General features: G+C 42.1%; 11 protein-coding genes. 7 read left to right on the plus strand and 4 right to left on the minus strand.

What is annotated here, in order from left to right; genetic code table 11:
* Window positions 1–173: 173 nt before the first annotated feature.
* The 3 genes from AACU32_RS01455 to AACU32_RS01465 all read left to right on the plus strand — a co-directional run bounded on the left by AACU32_RS01455 (window position 174) and on the right by AACU32_RS01465 (window position 4066).
* The gene (locus AACU32_RS01455) at window positions 174–2198 is read left to right on the plus strand and encodes an MASE1 domain-containing protein (protein ID WP_096597162.1); all 2025 of its coding nucleotides are present in this window, start codon (window positions 174–176) and stop codon (window positions 2196–2198) included.
* A gap of 162 nt (window positions 2199–2360) precedes the next feature.
* Window positions 2361–2579, plus strand: coding sequence for a hypothetical protein (locus tag AACU32_RS01460; protein ID WP_339377405.1), 219 nt, complete (start codon window positions 2361–2363; stop codon window positions 2577–2579).
* 254 nt (window positions 2580–2833) lie between these two features.
* On the plus strand, window positions 2834–4066 hold the full coding sequence (locus AACU32_RS01465) for an RNA-guided endonuclease InsQ/TnpB family protein (protein ID WP_096597166.1): 1233 nt from the start codon (window positions 2834–2836) through the stop codon (window positions 4064–4066).
* An 11-nt stretch (window positions 4067–4077) separates the two neighbouring features.
* Here the strand turns inward: AACU32_RS01465 and AACU32_RS01470 are convergent, their stop codons facing one another.
* A complete protein-coding gene (locus AACU32_RS01470) occupies window positions 4078–5223 on the minus strand; it encodes an acyltransferase family protein (RefSeq protein WP_339377406.1) in 1146 nt (381 codons plus the stop codon).
* A 239-nt stretch (window positions 5224–5462) separates the two neighbouring features.
* On the opposite strand from AACU32_RS01470, the gene AACU32_RS01475 reads away from it, so the two are divergent.
* Both AACU32_RS01475 and AACU32_RS01480 read left to right on the plus strand, forming a co-directional pair.
* Window positions 5463–7010, plus strand: a complete 1548-nt coding sequence (locus AACU32_RS01475) for a glycoside hydrolase family 10 protein (protein WP_096597168.1) — start codon at window positions 5463–5465, stop codon at window positions 7008–7010.
* Window positions 7011–7378: 368 nt separating this feature from the next.
* Entirely contained in the window at window positions 7379–8869 is a 1491-nt protein-coding gene (locus AACU32_RS01480) for a bifunctional metallophosphatase/5'-nucleotidase (RefSeq protein ID WP_096597170.1), read from the plus strand.
* A gap of 73 nt (window positions 8870–8942) precedes the next feature.
* Here AACU32_RS01480 and AACU32_RS01485 read toward each other — a convergent pair whose 3' ends face one another.
* Window positions 8943–10952 (minus strand): serine/threonine-protein kinase, encoded by a 2010-nt coding sequence (locus AACU32_RS01485; RefSeq protein ID WP_096597172.1) that lies wholly within the window; start codon window positions 10950–10952, stop codon window positions 8943–8945.
* Between the two features lie 228 nt (window positions 10953–11180).
* Window positions 11181–13043 carry an aspartate kinase gene (locus AACU32_RS01490; RefSeq protein ID WP_096597174.1) on the minus strand — a complete coding sequence of 621 codons (1863 nt, stop codon included), beginning with the start codon at window positions 13041–13043 and terminating at the stop codon, window positions 11181–11183.
* 541 nt (window positions 13044–13584) lie between these two features.
* Here AACU32_RS01490 and AACU32_RS01495 point away from each other — a divergent pair.
* Window positions 13585–14007, plus strand: a complete 423-nt coding sequence (locus AACU32_RS01495; RefSeq protein WP_096597176.1) for an NUDIX hydrolase — start codon at window positions 13585–13587, stop codon at window positions 14005–14007.
* A gap of 161 nt (window positions 14008–14168) precedes the next feature.
* Here the strand turns inward: AACU32_RS01495 and AACU32_RS01500 are convergent, their stop codons facing one another.
* Complete coding sequence (locus AACU32_RS01500; protein ID WP_096597178.1) at window positions 14169–15323, minus strand: CapA family protein; 1155 nt, start codon at window positions 15321–15323, stop codon at window positions 14169–14171.
* A 639-nt stretch (window positions 15324–15962) separates the two neighbouring features.
* Here AACU32_RS01500 and AACU32_RS01505 point away from each other — a divergent pair.
* Window positions 15963–19535 carry an eIF2A-related protein gene (locus AACU32_RS01505; RefSeq protein ID WP_339377407.1) on the plus strand — a complete coding sequence of 1191 codons (3573 nt, stop codon included), beginning with the start codon at window positions 15963–15965 and terminating at the stop codon, window positions 19533–19535.
* Window positions 19536–19655 lie beyond the last annotated feature (120 nt).

A 19655-nucleotide genomic window follows, 5' to 3' on the forward strand; every position in this document is an offset into this window, starting at 1 on the left:
AGAGGGACAAGGAGGACAAGGAGGACAAAGAAGCTCTTGAGAAATAACCAATGCCCAATGCCCCATGCCCAATGCAATAAACTACTTTCATGGCTGCTTGATGTTCCGACCTTAAGGGAAAAGGGAATTCTATGTTGAGAAAGCAACGTTGATATCAAGCAGCAACTAAACGTATGGAGCAACAAAAATATCGTCTATTCCCTGATGCGCTAAGGCAAATCGGAGGCATTATTGTTTTGGCGATCGCTTACTATGAAATGGCGGAAATTTCACGTCATCTGGCCTCCACACCTCAGGATGTGACTCCAGTTTGGCCGCCGGATGGCATTGCTGTTGGGGCTGTTGTGTTGTTTGGTAACTGGATCGGGTATGGTGTTTTGCTGGGTTCATTTTTCGCCAACTTTTGGGCGTTCCGAGATCCAACAAGTTTGTTATCTTTGGTGATTTCAACGCTACCAGTTTTGGGAATTGCGATCGGCACAACTCTGGGGACGATGTTGGGTGCCCTCCTGCTGCGGAAAACTACCAACCTGCGCTATTCCTTAGGAAGTGTCACCGACGTGTTCAAATTTTTGATTTTCACCGGCATGGTGGGGCCAATCATCAATGCAACTGTGGGAGTGGCTTGCTTGGCGTTGAGTGGTAAACTTCCCTGGACAGCCTATGGAACAGTTTGGTTAACTTGGTGGATTTCTAATGTTTCGGGAATTTTTATCGTGACCCCGATTCTGCTGAGTTGGGGACAATTCATGCAAAAAAACCGACATTCAATCTGGCAATGGTTATTCCTGAGTTCAGCCTCAGAGGATGCTGAAAATTTCTCTCATCTTCGACACTCAAGAGTTTTTTTACAGCGTTTAAAATTCTGGGTAATCGTAGTCGAGCCAGTTATCCTGATGGCGTTGGTTATTTTCATCAGTAAAGTTGCTTTTGGTGAAGGATATCACCTGGAGTATATGTTAATTCCGATGTTGATCTGGTCTGCTTTTCGACTGGGGCAACCAGGTGCAACGCTGTTAAATTTTATTGTAGCGGCGATCGCGGCGATCGCAACTGTCAATGGCAAAGGTGGTTTTGTGAGTGAGAATCTCAACCAATCTTTGATCCAACTGCAATTGTTTATTGCCGTAATTACACTCACTATTCTGGTGCTAACAGCGACAATTGCCGAACGAACACAAGCCCAAACCAAGCTGCGTTTAGCTTTTGCCGAATTAGCCAGCACCAATGAAACTCTGGAAGTTCGAGTTCAGCAGAGAACAGAACAATTGAATGAAAACAATACGACTCTGATGCAAACCTTACAAACTCTCAAACAGACTCAATTACAGATGCTTCATAGTGAAAAAATGTCTGCATTGGGACAAATGGTAGCAGGGGTTGCCCATGAAATCAATAACCCAGTGAATTTCATTCATGGCAACTTAATTTATCTTTCTGAGTATATCCAAGGTCTACTGAAAGCATTGCAAGCTTACCAGCAGTACTATCCAAATCCACCTCAAGCTCTACACGCAGAATTGGATAAACTGGAACTGGACTTTTTACAGTTGGATCTGACTAAGATTCTTCAGTCCATGACAATCGGTACCGAACGCATCCGGACTATTGTGTTATCGCTACGGAACTTCTCGCGCTTGGATGAAGCAGAATGGAAAGCGGTGGACATTCATCAAGGGATTGATAGTACCTTGGTGATTTTACAACATCGATTGCAAGCGACAGGCGATCGCCCCCAGATTCAGGTGATTAAAGAATATGATCAGTTACCACTGATTGAATGTGATGCTGGCTCCCTGAATCAAGTGTTCATGAATCTTTTGAGCAATGCTGTTGATGCATTAGAAGAATCTAATCGGGAGCGATCGTTAACAGACATTTCAGCCAACCTCAATACCATCTGGATTCAGACTCGTCAAATTGATACAAACCAAGTGACGATTATGATTTCTGACAATGGAATCGGTATTCCCGAAGAAATTTGCGCTAAACTATTTGATCCTTTCTTCACCACCAAGCCCGTTGGCAAAGGTACTGGCTTGGGTTTGTTTATGAGCTATCAAATTGTCACTCAGAAGCATGGTGGTAATCTTTGGTGTACCTCCACACTGGGACAAGGCACAAAGTTTGTGATTGAGATTCCTGTCAAAGCCCAGGGTTCCCCACCGATGACAACCATCGATGACAAGCAACTATGAATTACGTCACCGCGATCGCAAATTCTCCCCAGCAGAATCTGGTTTTTTGACTGAAAACCTTGTTTTACTGAATAATCTCAGGTTTTTACACTTTATTTGCATAATTAACTGTGTGAGAGCTGTATATATTCTAGGAATTAAAAAAATGTGAGATTTCTAAAAATGATGTATTTACCAATAGCTGTGCAAGCTCAAGTTCATCCAAGCAAACAAAACGATCTGGCAACGAATCCGCTGACCGGAAGTATCATAATTTTACTACCGATGATTGTACTGCTCACCATTACTGGTTATCGCAAGTGTAAAGATAGAATTATTAGCCGGAGAATTGCCCATTTAGAAAGGATGTGGCGTTTAAATCCGCCAAAACAAACTTCTTAATTACCCCAAAGATTGCCCTGTAAAAATAAATGATGTGAACCGGATTTTCTCAGATGAAAACGGTTTAAATATATTATAAAAAAGCTGGTTAAAAAATCTTGATAAACAGCAACATAGTTACGTCTTTCGTGCTTTAAACAAGGGATGAAATCCGCGTTAAAAGTTTACTTTGAGTGGTTTTATGGTTTATATTATATTTGGTTAACTTATGTCTTTTGTGGTATTATAAAATCATGGTAATTTGAGGTCGAGGCATGATTGTTTACGAGTTCAAAGTTAAGGGAAAAGAAAAGCAATATCGCGCTATTGATGAGGCTATTCGGGCGTCACAATTCATTCAAAATAAGTGCTTGCGCTACTGGATGGATAGCAAGGATTCAAAAGTAGATAAGTATGCTTTGAATAAATATTGCGCCGTATTAGCGAATCTATTCCCCTTTGCCGATGAACTCAACTCAATGGCTAGGCAATCTGCTGCTGAGCGTTCTTGGAGTGCAATAGCTCGGTTTTACGACAACTGCAAGAAAAAAGTTAAGGGCAAGAAGGGTTTTCCAAAGTTTAAGAAAAACTGCCGTTCTGTGGAATATAAATCCACTGGGTGGAAACTATCTCTTACTCGTAAAGCCATAACTTTCTCAGATAAAAAAGGTATTGGAACTCTCAAATTAAAGGGAACCTACGACCTTAATTACTATGATATCAAGCTTTTTAAGCGTGTGCGTTTAGTACGTCGTGCCGATGGTTACTACGCTCAATTTGCAATTGATGTTGATGTCAAAGTAGAAAGTCAACCTACTAATCAGGTTGTAGGTATTGACTTGGGCTTGAAGTACTTCATTGCTGACAACAAAGGCAATGTGGAACCATCACCCCAGTTTTACCGTAAATCAGAAAAACATCTTATACGAGCTAACCGCAAGAAATCCAAAAAGTTCAGATCTCAGAAGAAAAAAGCTCTTCTCAGGCAATCCAACAATTACCACAAAGCTAGAAATAGATATCAAAGGAAGCATTTAAAAGTAAGTAGGCAACGAAAAGAGTACTGCAAGAGATTAGCGTACTCCGTCATCCAATCTAACGATTTGGTAGCCTATGAAGATTTGAATGTGAAGGGTTTGGTACGTAATCGACATCTAGCTAAATCCATTAGTGATGCTGGTTGGTACACTTTCAGGCAATGGTTAGAATATTTTGGTCATAAATATGGAAAGGTGACGGTTGCAGTTCCTCCCTACAATACAAGCCAAAATTGTTCTAAGTGTGGACAGAAGGTGAAAAAGTCTCTGTCTACCAGAACCCATGTTTGCCCTCATTGCGGGTACGTGGAAGATAGAGATATCAACGCAGCTATCAACATTTTGAGACTAGGACTCAGTACCGTGGGGCACACGGAAACTTACGCTACAGGAGATTTGCCCTCTTGGGCGGTTGGCGCAAGCCTGCTGTCTAACGGCTTTTCTATGAATGTAGAATCCCCTCACCTTTAGGTAGGGGAGTGTCAAATTTTAAAATACCAATTACGGCTATACATTAAATAAAGCATCAGCCACCAAAAACATACGGTGGCGATCGCAAATAACAAGGAACCATTCAACGCACCAGCCCAAGGTTTAAACAATTGTTGGTAAATCCAAGTATATGTGGTTGGTGCATTACTCCCACTACCAACGTGAGTTTTAATTAATATTCTGGCCAAGAAGCCAGAACCAACAAAAGCGAAGATAGCATTTAATCCCATCACTTCCAAGGGAAAGCCTAACCGCTGGAAACCGCGTACTTCGATTAATTCATAACAAGCAGCTAGCAATAACAGTGCAAAACCAGCAGTGAAGATGACATAAGAACTTGTCCACAATTGTTTGTTGATGGGGAAGACAAACCCCCACAAATGCCCGACTAATACGCAACTGATGCCGACAATCGCTAAACTGATGCTGGTACGGCTTTGGCGAGGTTGGGAACGCAGCCATTCCCCAGTAAAATAACCTGCAATCACGGTAACCACAGCAGGTAAGGTACTCAATAAACCCTCTGGATCGAATCCTTTCCCCCCTAATAGGTGTTGCTGTCCTAAAATTAAGCGATCGATGTAGCCTACCAAATTACCTTCGGGTGTCAAGTTACCAGCACCATAACCAGGAACAGGAATGAATTGCATTGCTAACCAGTAGCCAACAAGCAAAATTGCCGCTAATATCCATAAAGCACGACGCTCAAAGTTGAGAACAGCGATCGCGCTAATTAGATAAGCTAGGCTAATTCGTTGCAATACCCCCATAATCCGAATCGTGGCAAACTTAGAAACTGGCGCACCATTCAGCCAGAAATCGAGAGTTAGGGAAAATAACGCCAAAAATAACCCCAAGCCAAATAAAATTAAAGCCCTCCGCCCAATTCGCCAGTAAACCGCCCTCGTAGGACGATTTTCTTTAGTATATTTGGCTAGGGAAAAAGGCATCGCTGCACCGACAATGAATAAAAAGAACGGAAATATTAAATCTGTGGGTGTACAACCGTTCCACTCGGCGTGATCCAGCGGCGGATAGATATAATCCCAACTGCCAGGATTATTGACTAGAATCATTGAGGCGATCGCAATCCCGCGAAATACATCTAAAGATTTCAGACGTTGAGGTAGAGTCAATTGCTTACTCCAAAAGTTTATCAAGAAAGGCAGAGGGTAGAAACTACAAGGGATTTGTCCTTTGTGTTGAATACCTGAACGATCTGCACACAGTTCGATACCAAGGCGGTTTAAAACCTCCACCAAATTAAAAATTTAGGCTGCTTTTTCAGGAGGGGTTTGAATACTATAGCTGAAAAGAATTTTCTGCTTTACCTGCAACAGCGGCGTTGATTTTTCTTAAAACTTTACTGTATCTGATGTCCACTTACTTAAAAGCAACTTTTCTGGGCGGATTACTACTACTAGTTACCCCCTCTTTCTCTGTCCAGTCTACAGAAATTTCCCACCCCATATCTCTCCCCCCTTCCCCAACACGGGAGTTTCGCGGTGTGTGGATTGCGTCTGTAGCTAATATTGATTGGCCTTCCCGTCCAGGATTGACAACAGTACAACAGCAAGCGGAACTGATAGCGATGCTGGATCGTGCTGTCGCCTTAAAGCTGAATGCAGTCATTTTACAGGTACGCCCCGCTGCTGATGCACTTTACGCCTCTAGTTATGAACCTTGGTCGGAATTTTTAACCGGAGAGATGGGAAAAGCACCATCACCTGATTACGATCCCCTAGCTTTTGCTGTCGAAGAAGCACATAAACGCGGTATAGAATTACACGCTTGGTTTAATCCCTACCGCGCCCGTCATCCTGAATCCAAATCCCCAATGGCGGCGAACCATGTCAGCAAACTTCATCCCCAATGGGTGAAGCAATATGGTAAGTATCTTTGGCTAGATCCTGGCGAACCAGAAGTTCAGGATTACACAGTCAACGTCATTATGGATGTGGTCAAACGCTACGACATAGACGGAGTTCATCTTGACGATTATTTTTATCCGTATCCAGAACGCGATCGCAATCGGCGGGCGATCGATTTTCCCGACGCACCCAGTTGGCAAAAATACCTGCAATCAGGGGGAACACTTAAGCGTGATGACTGGCGACGGGAAAACATTAATACATTAGTGCAACGACTCTATCAAGCAATCAAAAAAGAAAAACCTTGGGTAAAGTTTGGTATTAGTCCCTTTGGCATTTGGCGTCCGGGCTACCCGGCGCAGACAATGAATAGTAATGGCGGTGGATCTTTCGATGCGTACCAGGAGATATATGCTGATTCTCGCCAATGGTTAGTTAAGGGGTGGATAGACTATTTTGCGCCGCAGTTGTATTGGAAAATTGAGAAAACACAACAAAGTTATCCAGTTTTGCTGAGTTGGTGGCTGAAACAGAACCCACTAGGAAGACATATTTGGCCGGGTAATTATACTAGTCGAGTAGGCGATCGCACTTCCGCAGCTTGGCCAGCAAATGAAATTCTCTATCAGATTAAGATAACGCGAGGTTTTACCGGAGCAACGGGTAACATTCACTACAGTATAAAGCCTTTAATGCAAAACCGCGATCGCATTGCCGATTTGCTACAAAAGGAAACTTACTCAACTCCCGCACTAGTTCCCGCTTCTCCCTGGTTAGACACGACACCACCGCCGCAACCGGCACTGAAAATTGAGCGAGATGCAACTACGGGTAAAATCAACAAACTCACCTGGGAATCTACAGGACAAGAAAAGGTCTGGTTGTGGGTAATGCAGACTAAGACAGGTAATCAGTGGAGTACAAAAATCTTCCCTGGATCGCAAACTTCCTACTTATTTAATAGCCAGGATTCTCCATCACAAATTGATAGTGTAGCGTTATCCGCAGTCAATCGCTACAGTACTCAGGGACAACCTGCAATTGGCAATTAAATAAGATTCGTTAACAACAAGATCCCCGACTTCTTAAAGGATACTGCTGGCGAATCAGGGGTAATACGCTGATCCCTTAATCCCGCCGTCACCATAGAATGGTGCGGCTAATCTAACAAAGCCCACCTACCCTTCGGGAACGTGGGCTAAGAAAATTTAGCCCACGTTCGCGAAGCGTTCCGCAGGAAAGGTGGGCTTTGTAGCGATAGCCCCAGGCTTCCAGCCTGCGGGCGTTATTTCGGGTATGCGAGAGAACTTTTTGCTCTAAATTGAGGGGTCAAACCCACCATTCGCCAGATCAGTTGCACTTCTTCCATAACGGTAAAAAGCTTTAAAATCTATGCTGTATAAGTAATTACCAACTAAAAATGAAACTTATCCCGAAGGGTTGCTGCATCGTTTTACAGATGTTAGCAACAGTGGCTTTAGCTACACCTGTAATGGCAGAAATCGTCAAGATTGATCTGCTACAACTCAATGACATCTACGAGATTACGCCAGTGGAAGGGGGAACTCGCGGCGGTTTGGCGCGTGTGGCTACACTAAGACAACAACTTTCCCAAATCAACCCGCGTATCTACACGATAATAGCTGGTGATTTTTTTAGCCCTTCGGCTTTAGGATCTGCCAAAATTAACGGTATACCACTAGCCGGTCAGCAAATGGTAGCGGTGATGAATGCTGTCGGGTTTGACTATGCGACTTTTGGTAATCATGAATTTGACATACCAGAAAAGCTTTTCTATCAACGGTTGCAAGAATCTCGTTTTCGCTGGGTTTCGAGTAATGTATCTGATAGTAAAGGGCAGCCGTTCCCAGGTGTGCCGCGCGCAATAATATTTAATGTCAAAGGCGATCGCGGTGCTATCGTCAGGGTAGGGTTAATCGGTCTGACTATCAATAGTAACCGAGAGAATTACGTTAGTTATACCGATCCGATCGCAACAGCGAAGCAGCAAGTTCAGGCACTCAAGGGGAAAGTTGATATTATAGTGGCGATTACCCATCTTTCTATAGAGAGCGATCGCCTACTAGCAGAAACTGTACCAGAAATCGACATCATTCTTGGCGGTCACGAGCATGAAAATATTCAACAATGGCGGGGTAGAGATTTTACACCAATTTTTAAAGCCGATGCGAATGCGCGTACAGTTTACCTGCATCAATTAAGTTACGACACTATCAAAAAAAGCCTGCAAATTAATTCTCGACTCATACCAATTACCGACAAAATTCCCGATGAACCGAAAACAGCAAAGGTAGTTCAGGAATGGGTAGAAAGAGGTTACCAAGCATTTCGCGCCAATGGTTTTGAACCAAATCAAGAAATTGCCAAATTACCAATAGCTTTAGATGGTTTAGAATCTAGTGTCCGTAATAAATCCACCAAGCTAACAGATTTAATTGCAGCAGCGATGTTAAAGGAAGTTCCGGAAGCAGATTTAGCTGTATTTAATGGTGGTTCAATTCGGATTGATGATGTCATTCCACCAGGCCCAATGACCCAATATGATGTAATTCGGATATTACCTTTTGGTGGTAAAGTTGTGGCAATAGAGATAAATGGTACGCTCTTAAAAAGAGTATTAGAGCAAGGACAAGCTAATAAAGGTAATGGTGGCTACTTGCATACAGCCAAAGTTACTCAAGAATCCAGTTCCGGAAATTGGTTAATTAACGGTCAACCTCTGGAGGCTAACAAAACTTACAAAGTTGCTACTACAGAATTTTTAATCAGTGGTAAAGAGAAAGGATTAGATTTCTTCAATCTGCAACAACCGGGAATTAAGTTAATTGCAGAAAAACGGGATATTCGGTTAACAGTAATTGATCAATTGAAGCGTCAAGCTAATAATTAATAATTCGTAGTCAGGACTTCAGTCCTGAATCTAACAACACTAAAGTGCTGACTACAAATCATCTTTAAACAGGCTAATTTTGCAAATTTCTTATTTCTCTTTGTGCATCTTTATAACTACTTGTTTGTCCTCGCTGTTTAAAGATTTTGGCTGCTTGTTGAAAATCAGCGATCGCAGTTTTTTTCTCTCCCTGTTTAGCCCGCAACAAACCGCGATTGTAGTAAGCTAAAGCATAGTTAGAATTAACTGCGATCGCTTTTGAGTAATCTGCAATTGCTGCTTGTTTATTTCCCCGTTCGAGATGAGTATTACCCCGGTTATTATAAGCGGTAGCATTTTTCGGGTTGAGCTTAATTGCTTCAGTATAATCGGCGATTGCACCTTGATAATTACCGACAGAAAAGCGGTGCATCCCTCTATGGATATAACCTATCGATGATTTAGGATTTAACTCTAATACCTTGTTGTAATCTTCAGTAGCTTCTAAATTTTTGCCTAATTCACTATAAGCATCTCCCCGATTCAGGTAGGCTTCTATATATTTGGGATTAAGCCGAATTGCACTGTTATAATCTCTGATAGCAAAGTACTTTTGGTTAATAGCAAATTGTGTTAAACCCCTTTGTAAGTAAGCTTTGGCATCATGGGGATTCATCTCAATTGCTGTATCAAAATCTTGAATTGCTGCTTGCTTTTGTCTCAGACGACGGCGCAGCATACCCCGCTGTAAATAAGCACCGCTATAGTTGGGTTTAAGAGCGATCGCTTTGTTAAAATCTGCCATTGCGCCTTGATAATCTTTCAGCTCTACACGAGCCAGACCGCGCCCATAATAAGTATAGTGGTTTTTGGCATTGAGTTGAATTGCTTTGGTATAGTCGGCGATCGCTTCTTTATATTTTCCTAATTCATAATTAGAAAAGCCTCGGTCATAGTAAGCATTAGCATCTTGAGGATTTAGCTTAATTGCAATGCTTGCATCTAATTGGGCTTTTTGGTAATTTCCTAATCGATAAAAAGCATCACCTCGCCGATTGTAAGCTCTAGCATCTTGGGGATTAAGAGCTATAACTTGAGTAAAATTCTGTATGGCTTCATTGTAGTGACCTGTTTCATACTTTTCTACTCCCTCCAGATATAATAACTTTGGATCGTCTAGAGGTTTTGGCATCAAAAAAAACCAAGCTGCTGCACCAACAGTAAGACAGCTAGCTATTCCTGTGAGAATTAACCAAGGTTTTTGATGTTTCTGCTGTTGCTGTTCGGGTGCGTCATCATGATTATTTAGCTGCTTGAGATCATTTACAACCTCGTTAGCAGACTGATAACGTTTACGATAATCAAAACGCACCATTTTATCGATAATTTTTGCTAATTCTTTATTAATTTGAGGCATTTGATCTCGCCAAATAATTTCACCAGTCAGGATATTTTTGTCGCTTAGTAATAGAGTTATTTCATTTGCGGTTAACCCGATAAGTGCAGCGATCGCCACTATTCCTAAAGCATATATATCGCTGTTATATTGCGAGTTACCTTGTAATTGTTCTATCGGTATATATTCGAGGTTCCCAACAGTAGTAGTGACAATTTCTCTAACAGAACCAAAGTCAACCAAAACTAACTTATGATCTGACTCACGCCGAATAATATTCGTAGGTTTAATGTCTTGATGAATTACCTCGTAGCTATGTACAAATGCCAAAATTTCTAATACTTCTAATAAGAGACTGATAACTTGGTCTGACTCTAGAGGTGTTCCTAGGAAAATTTCCTCAGTTAAAGGATTACCAGGAATGAACTCTTGGACTAAGTAAAATTCTTCATTGTCTTCAAAATAAGCAACTAATTTCTGAATTTGATTGTGTTCCTGAGTTAGTTTTTTTAAGGTTTCTGCTTCACCTGTAAACAAGCGCCGCAGTATATTTAAATCTTGGGGATTGTTATTAGCAGGATGTAGCTGCTTCAACACAAATTGACTGTTAGGAAGATTAGTATCTTCAACCAAATAGGTTTGAGTCAATTCCTCAGCACTCAGAACCGCCAAGATTCGGTAACGTGCATCCAGAAGGTGACTATGCATGAAAATAAATATAGTTTTATCCGGAGTTACTCGATTATAGCTTGCGTATTAATACTGAGTAATATTTCTTTGTCTACGAGAAAATTCGGAAATGGTCAATGGTCATTAGTCGTTGGTCATTAGACTGTTGACACCAATGTTCAAAACCTCTCTCCTACAAGGAGAGAGGTTTACCAGAGAGGTCAGAATATTAAGTTGCACCCAAGCGTTAATTAGGAATTATTTTAACTATGCTGGTACGACAAATTTCTCGCTACCAGCCAGCCCAAAAGCTTCATGAATTACTTGCAAGGCTTTGCTACCTTGTTCTTGGGCGACAACACAGCTAATTTTGATTTCTGAGGTAGCAATCATTTGAATATTAATTTGATTTTGGGCTAAAGCCTCAAACATTTTCGCCGCCACACCAGGTTGTCCTAGCATACCGGAACCGACGATACTTACTTTGGCGATCGCACTGTCAAGGACAACTTCACCCCAGCCTAATTCTGCGCCTGCTTGTGAAAGCATCTTTTGCGCATTGTCCCCATCTATCCGGGCGACGGTAAAAGCAATATCTCTTCTAGGAATCCCATCAACTATCCGACAGCGTTGGGATTGGATAATCATGTCAACGCTGATGTTGTGCTGCGCCAATAATCCAAATATCTTCGCTGCCATCCCCGGACGATCTGGTATTTGACGAATCGCCAGCCGCACTTGATTCATATCTAAAGCTACGCCACGCACGGGGGGAGTTGAGTGTGAGGGGGAGAGGGGGAGAGGGGGTGACGCGGGGAAATTACTCTCCACGTCCCCGCGTCTCTCTGTCTCCGTGTCCTCTTGTACTGCTTCTATTTCAAAGGTACTGCGGAGTGCAGCGACGGCGCGATCGCATTCTGCGGACGCAACTACGCAGCTGACTTTGACTTCACTAGTGGAAATCATGTGGATGTTGACATTTGCTTCGGCTAAGGTAGCAAACATCTGGGCTGCAACGCCGGGACGGCCGATCATTCCCGCCCCGGAAATGCTGACTTTGGCGATATTTTGCTCTACCATCACTTCCGCTTCTTCTGCTGGGGCGTGAGGGTGGCTTCTCAGTGCTGGGGCGATCGCTGCGGCTACTGCTTCTGCTCGTTTTAATATTGGTGTGGTGACGGTAAAGGCAATGTCATTACTATTACCTTCATGAATCGATTGGATAATTAAATCTACGTCTACTTTTTGCCGCGCAATTTCCCCAAATAACCTCGCTGCTACTCCTGGTTTATCGGGTACGCGCAACAGAGCTACTCTTGCCTGGTTTGTATCAAACTCTACACCATCTACTGCTTTGGCAATTTCCAAATTTACCAGCGATCGCCCGATTGGTTTGGGAGATGTCACCCAAGTACCTGGATCATCCGTCCAGCTAGATCTCACTACTAGGGGCACACCATAATTCCGCGCAATTTCCACAGCCCTGGGATGCAGCACTTTTGCACCCAAACTTGCCAGTTCCAACATTTCGTCACTGGTGATTTGGGTCATCAGTTGGGCTTCGGGAACTAAACGCGGGTCTGTAGTTAAAATCCCTGGTACATCTGTATAAATTTCACAAAAATCTGCTCGTAATGCAGCGGCTAATGCCACTGCTGATGTATCGGAACCACCACGTCCCAAAGTGGTAATTTCTAATTCTTCCGTGCTGCTTATGCCTTGAAATCCTGCAACCACAACCACTTTACCTTGATTGAGATAGCGCTCCAGGCGATCTGTTTCAATGTGCAAAATGCGAGCGCGGGTGTGTTCGGCTTCGGTAACAATTCCTACCTGAGCGCCAGTCATGGAAATTGCTGGCTGTCCAATTTCCTGCAATGCCATACTTAATAAGGCAATAGTTACCTGTTCGCCAGTAGAAAGCAGCATGTCCATTTCGCGGCGGCTAGGATTAGCAGAGAGAGCATTGGCTAGCTTCACCAGCCCATCAGTAGTTTTCCCCATTGCGGAAACCACCACTACCAGCGAATTTCCTGCTTGCACAGTCTGATAAACCCGCTGGGCAACAGCTTGAATGCGTTCTACTGAACCAACAGAGGTACCACCGTATTTCTGAACTATGAGCGACATAAATTTTTCTTAATCAATTTGCTGCTTTCATCAACGCCGCCGCCGATTTGGTAAGCTTGCAAGGCATTGCCAGTTATTTAGTTTACAGAATATTGTGCTTAGTCTAACAGACTTTGTGATTTATGTTATCGATTGGTCACATGACAAAGTCTGATTCTGATTTATATATGTTATTTTAATATCCCTTCTACGAGTAGGTAGTGCATGACACTTGGCGATGAGGGGGATGAGGACAAGGGAGACAAGGTAGATAAATACAAAATTACCCATGCCCCATACCCATTTTCATCTGTCCTGGGGTACGTATTTATGCTGACTATTTAATATTTACTGGATAAATGTCCTTTAAATCACTCATTGACAATACAAATGTGAAAAGGTGAAATAGTTAGTACTTATATAGCAATTCCAGGCAAAAAAAGTAGTTAATATTAGCCTTAAGAGCTAAGTGGCACTTTTTTCTCAATAACTCGTCTCAATTCTTTGAGCAATAGCCGTTAGCAGTGAGTCAAGTTAAATGAAACCATAGGATGCATATCACATGAGTTCAAAAGTCAACAAAGTATTGAAGCAGTCCGGGGTGATTCCTTATAGAATTCAAGATGGCAGAATCGAAGTACTGCTGATTACTAGCCGCGATCGCCGCAAGTGGGTAATGCCGAAAGGTGATATTCCTAATGGTATGAGTCCACCTGATTCAGCAGCAAAAGAGGCTTGGGAAGAAGCTGGAGTAATTGGCCAGGTAAATACACAAAAAATTGGTACTTATAAGTATCGCAAACAAGGTAAAAATTACCGAGTTAATATGTATTTATTACCAGTGGAAACTCTCTGTGAAGATTACCCAGAAGCAGGTTACAGACAACGGCAGTGGTTAGATATATCTAACGCCATGAGGTGCATTAAAATTACTTCACTTAAACGCATTCTTCAGGAATTTCCGGCAACTGAATTAATCTGTTGATGTAGAGAAATATTTCCGGAATATAGCTATGTGTCTTTTGATTTCTCTATAAATTCGATTTGATTTTTGCATAAATAATTTACACTGTCAGGTTCAATGTTGGGTGGGCATTGCCCACCATAAACCCATCAAGTTCAGTCACTGTTTTAAAGCCGTCATACTCACTGCCGATTCATTACCACAATTTCCCCTTTTTTATTAATCTTTACTGGATTCTTGGGAAAAGCTTGATTGTTCAAATAACGCAGCAGTCCTACAGTCCGAAAATGCTGATCAATTCTAGGAATTCCCTGGCGATCTAAATGAATAGGAATAATTTTCCCACCTACTAAATCTCCTTGAGAGTTGAGTTTAGCTTCTAAAATCATTGAGTAACCTGTCTCAGCTGCTGTAGACAAAGTCCGGTAACCTAAAAAGTTGCCCAAAGAATAAGCGATTAGTTTCCCTTTATAAATTTCTATTGCTCTGGGAACATGAGGCCCATGTCCTAAAACTAAATCTGCGCCTGTATCAATCATTGTCCGGGCAAACTGCATCGAATTGCCACGGTTTTCTCCATAGAAAAATTCTGTTTCGTTCTTCACATATAATGCTCCTGTACCTTCAGCGCCTACCTGCATCGATACAATGACAATGTTTGCATTGTTTTTGGCCTCTAATACCAGAGCTTTTGCTGCTGCTAAATTGTGAACAGAATTATAAAAATCATAGGTAGTAAATCCGATCATTGCCACCGGAATGTTATTAGCTTGTGAATAGAGAATTTGATTTTTATGTCCTAATGTTTCAATGCCTACAGCTGCGAGATTATTAACCGTATCTTGGAAACCCACAAGCCCAAAGTCCATTGCATGATTGTTGGCTAAATTAAACACATCAAACCCAACATCAGCAAATAACTGCGCATAACTAGGTGGAGAGCGAAAGGCAAAAATTTGTCCTTGACTCATATCCTTAGAACTGTAGGGATAGTTAGTTAAACTACTTTCAAAATTTCCAAATAAAATATCGGCTCCTTGCAGGTACCCTCTGACAGATTTTGGCAGCAGTTCATCGCGAAAGCGAGGTAGTCTGTAGTTAGGGAAATTAGTCCCAGGAATTACATCGCCAACCGCTTTAATGGTGATTGTGTCTGAAGGTACTTCCTGATTCTCAGGGATAACAAAGGGAAATGGCAGATTTTCGCTAGGTGTCGTCGCTGCATTTGAACGCTGTATCTGCCCAAAACGGATGATAATTCCTATACCAATACCTAGACAAAAACAAAAACTGATAAAACCTACTGAGAATATACGTCCCAGCTTGTGATTAACCATCGCTTACTCCTCACATGATGGCAACAGTTTATCCCAACATTTCAGATTTTCGGTATAGGTTTTTTCTCTCTTTTGGCAAAATTGAATACAAAAAATCAACCCAATACATGATTTCTAGTGTTGGCGAGGTCAATTTAATCAATGATTGCGTGTCACCTATTGTTGGGTGGGGAAACCGCGCAAGCAAGGGCGGGGAAACCCCGCCCCTACATATATCTATGTATAATCACGTAAAAATTCTCCGCTTAAGCATGAAAATTTACTTTTCTGGTCTCCCTCGCTTCTCATCCCCACGACTTGGAAGCCCAGAGTTAGTCTCGTCAGAGTGTCTATTGTCAATGACTGTGATTAGACGGGAAAATCCCGCAACGCTCGCCATGAAAATCAATACCCCATGACGCCACTTGCTTCTCCCAAGGGGAGACGCTGCGCGAACAAGCCGGGAAACCCGTCCAACGCAGTGGCTCCCCAATGCCCCATGCCCCATTTTCCAGTGATTAAAGTATGCTGTTAAAAAATCATAAAAAATCATAAAAAATCAGGTAAAGACCAAAAAACACATTTTATGGAAATAAAAAGATTTTAAATCAGCTTTAACAAGCAAATTTCATATTAAAACTAAGATAATCATCTATTTTCTTGGAGCTTGTAGGAGCTACAGAATTGACGTTTGAGCAAGCAATGGTGGTTTTAGATCTAGTGCTACAGCAAAAGCATTTAAGTAACATTCAAGAGCTAGTTCTCCGTCAATCTTGGGAAGGATATACTTATGCAGAGATTGCCGAAAGGTCTGGTTATGATAATGATTATATTCGAGATGTAGGGTATAGATTATGGCAGACTCTCTCAAAGGCACTAGGAGAAAATGTCAATAAAAGTAATATTAAATCTGTATTAAGACGGCGTTATTTTAGTCTCTCACCAGCAGATTCACAAGAAAGTACTAGTGTAATAGAAAAAACTCCTAAAACATTGCTGCACCAAGATTGGGGAGAAGCAATAGATGTGTCTATGTTCTATGGTCGGACGGCAGAACAAACAAAGCTACAAGAATGGATTGTGAATGATAAATGCCGCTTGGTAGCGCTATTAGGGATGGGAGGGATTGGTAAAACTGCTTTGTCTGTGAAGTTAGCAGAACAACTAAAAGGTAATTTTGATTACATAATTTGGCGCAGTCTGCGAAATGCTCCACCGTTAGTTGATCTGCTCAAAGGAATTATTACATTTGTTTGGGAGCAGCAAGCAGTAAATGTGCCAGAAACTGAAGATGGTCAAATTTCTTGCTTGATGAACTATCTCGATTCTCAACGTTGTCTGATTGTACTGGATAATGTGGAATCGATTTTGGCAACTGGTACAAAATCCGGTCACTATCGTCGGGGATATGAAGGATACGGTCAATTTTTCCGCCGGGTGGGAGATGAACGCCATCAAAGTTGCTTGGTATTTACTAGTCGGGAGAAACCGATTGGTTTCATCGCCAGAGAAGGAGAAAACTTACCCGTGCGATCGCTGCAACTAACTGGTTTACCACAAACCGCAGCAAGAGAGATTCTGATATCCAAAGGACTGGTAAATTCACAAGATGAATTTGACAATTTAATTCAGCGCTATGCAGGTAATCCTTTGGCTTTGAAAATCGTGGCGACTACAATCTGTCGCCTGTTTGATGGGAATATTAGCGAATTTTTAGCCCAAGGTTCGGTTATTTTTGGCGATATTTGGCAAATTTTAGAGCAACAATTCCATCGCTTGTCTGTTAACGAACAGCAAGTGATGTACTGGCTAGCAATTAAACGTGAATGGGTGACGCTACCAGAATTACGAGAGGATATCGTACCCAAGGTATCTAAACGAGAGTTATTAGATGCACTGTTATCTCTGCAAGGGCGATCGCTAATTGAACAGCAATCAGGTAGCTATACCCAACAACCTGTGGTGATGGAATACATGACTGACAAACTCATTCAACAAGTTTGTAGTGAAATTTTCTCCCAGGAGGTAGTATTATTCAATACTTATGCCTTAATAGAAGCTACGGCTAAAGATTATGTTCGTGAAAGTCAAAAACGGGTGATTTTGCAACCGATATTGAGTCGGTTAAAAACTACTTTGAGAAACTCAGCAGCAATTGAGAGGCGACTCGAAGAAATTATTTCCATACTGCGAGAAAAATTTGCTGCTATACCTGGATATGCTGGTGGGAATACAATTAACCTCCTGAATCAGCTAAAAGTTGATTTCACAGGCTGGGATTTTTCCGGTTTAAGAATCTGGCAGGCTTACCTTAAAGATGTGAATCTGCATCAAGTCAACTTACGCAATAGCGATTTAAAAAAATCAGCTTTTAATGAAGCTTTGGTAGAAATCGTAGCAGTAAGATTCAGTCCTCTGGGTAAGATTCTGGCTACTGGTGATGTCAATGGCAGAATACATCTGTGGAATATAGAAGATGGTCAAAAACTGCGGAGTTTTGCGGGACATACTGCTTGGGTTTGGCAAGTTCACTTTAGCCCAGATGGCAATACTTTAGCAAGTTGTTGCGATCGCGGTATCATTAAACTCTGGGATGTAAACACAGGGGAATGCCTGCATACTGTACAAGAAGAGACATTACGTGGTTGGTTAGCAAGCTTTAGTCCAGATTGCACTCTACTAGCTTCTGGTAAAACAGACCAAACAATCAAAATCTGGGATACTCGCAGTGGTCAGTGCGTAAAAACACTGAAACGACAGGTAAGCAAAATTGCTGGATTGGCTTTTAGTCCCAATGGGCAAATTCTGGCTAGTGGAAGTGAAGACACAACCGTGAAACTCTGGGATCTGAGTACTGGTGAATGTCTCCAGACTTTGGAGGGACACACCCAAACAGTTTGGTCAGTTACTTTCAGTCCTAATGGGCAAATTCTAGCCAGTGGTAGTCAAGACAAAACGGTGAAACTCTGGGATGTCAGCACAGGTGAATGTAGCAAAACTTTAGAAGCACCGCACTTAGATATAGTTTGGTCAATTGCTTTTAGTCCCGATGGGCAAACTTTGGCGATCGCAACTGAAGCCCCTGTCATTAGTTTATGGGATGTCAACACAGGACATTGTATTAAAACTTTATCAGGTCACACGACTCGTGTTTGGTCAGTTGCCTTTAGCCACGATGGGAAAATCCTCGCTAGTGGTTCTCAAGACAAAACTCTTAGATTATGGCAGGTATCTACAGGACGATGTATCAATACTTTACAAGGATATCCCAGTTTCATTAGCTCAGTAGTTTTCCATCCCAATGGTCAATCCTTGGCTGGTAATACAGGAAATACAATTAGAATCTGGGATTTTCCGACTGGGAATACCATAAATAGCTTGTACGGTCATTCTGGGGACATTGCGGCCTTAGCTTATAATAGCGATGGGCAAACTTTGGCAAGTACTAGCGTAGATAGCACAATTCGGATTTGGAATGTGACAACAGGGGAATGTCTACAAATCTTAGAGGAACATACTAGTTTTATCTTTTCAGTATCCTATAGCCCTGACGATCAAACTTTGGCTAGTGCAGGTGCAGAAAAGACAATCAAGCTGTGGGATGTGAAAACGGGAACATGTCTCACAACTTTAGAGGGACATACAGGCTGGATATTTTCAGTTACCTGGAGTCCTGATGGCAAATTTTTAGCTAGTCTGAGTGAAAATAGCATTCATCTGTGGGATGCAAACACAAAGGAACTTCTCCAGGTATTGACAGGAAATTATTGCTTTATTGGATCGATAGCCTTTCATCCCAACAGTCAAGTTTTAGCTACTGGGGATATAGAATACAAAATTAAGTTTTGGGATATCAGCACAGGAAACTGTTGGCAAACATTGCAAGGACACGAAGCTAATGTCACTGGTGTGAAGTTTAGTCCCAACGGCGAGTTTGTTGCTAGTGTCAGCCACGATCAAACTATCAAGCTTTGGGATAGCCAGACAGGGGAATGTTTGCAGACACTGCGGGGACACAATAATTTCATCTGGGCGATCGCTTTTCATCCTGACGGAAACATCCTCGCTAGTGGTTCTCAAGACGAAACAATTCGGCTGTGGGATATCTCTACCGGCGAATGTTTGCAAATTTTGCGATCGCCCCGTCTCTATGAAGGAATGAACATTCAAGGCGTTACAGGTTTAAGTGCAACCCAAAAAGCTACTTTGAAAATTCTCGGCGCAGTTGATTAAATTTAACTAAGGGAACTCCAAAAAATAAATTATGCCAAATTGTAGGGGCGGGGTAACCCCCATTGGTGTCAACTTAACGTAAAACCCTTGCCAAGATGTGATTTGATACAAAATCACGTA

Source organism: Calothrix sp. NIES-2100 (genome assembly GCF_963875285.1).
Lineage (GTDB): Bacteria > Cyanobacteriota > Cyanobacteriia > Cyanobacteriales > Nostocaceae > Aulosira.

Excerpts from the sequence above, each read along its gene's own strand:
- AACU32_RS01475 (WP_096597168.1), top strand. The coding sequence starts at position 5,463 with ATGTCCACTTACTTAAAAGCAACTTTTCTGGGCGGATTACTACTACTA.
- AACU32_RS01485 (WP_096597172.1), bottom strand. The coding sequence starts at position 10,952 with ATGCATAGTCACCTTCTGGATGCACGTTACCGAATCTTGGCGGTTCTG.
- AACU32_RS01460 (WP_339377405.1), top strand. The coding sequence starts at position 2,361 with ATGATGTATTTACCAATAGCTGTGCAAGCTCAAGTTCATCCAAGCAAA.
- AACU32_RS01480 (WP_096597170.1), top strand. The coding sequence starts at position 7,379 with ATGAAACTTATCCCGAAGGGTTGCTGCATCGTTTTACAGATGTTAGCA.
- AACU32_RS01465 (WP_096597166.1), top strand. The coding sequence starts at position 2,834 with ATGATTGTTTACGAGTTCAAAGTTAAGGGAAAAGAAAAGCAATATCGC.
- AACU32_RS01455 (WP_096597162.1), top strand. The coding sequence starts at position 174 with ATGGAGCAACAAAAATATCGTCTATTCCCTGATGCGCTAAGGCAAATC.
- AACU32_RS01500 (WP_096597178.1), bottom strand. The coding sequence starts at position 15,323 with ATGGTTAATCACAAGCTGGGACGTATATTCTCAGTAGGTTTTATCAGT.
- AACU32_RS01495 (WP_096597176.1), top strand. The coding sequence starts at position 13,585 with ATGAGTTCAAAAGTCAACAAAGTATTGAAGCAGTCCGGGGTGATTCCT.
- AACU32_RS01490 (WP_096597174.1), bottom strand. The coding sequence starts at position 13,043 with ATGTCGCTCATAGTTCAGAAATACGGTGGTACCTCTGTTGGTTCAGTA.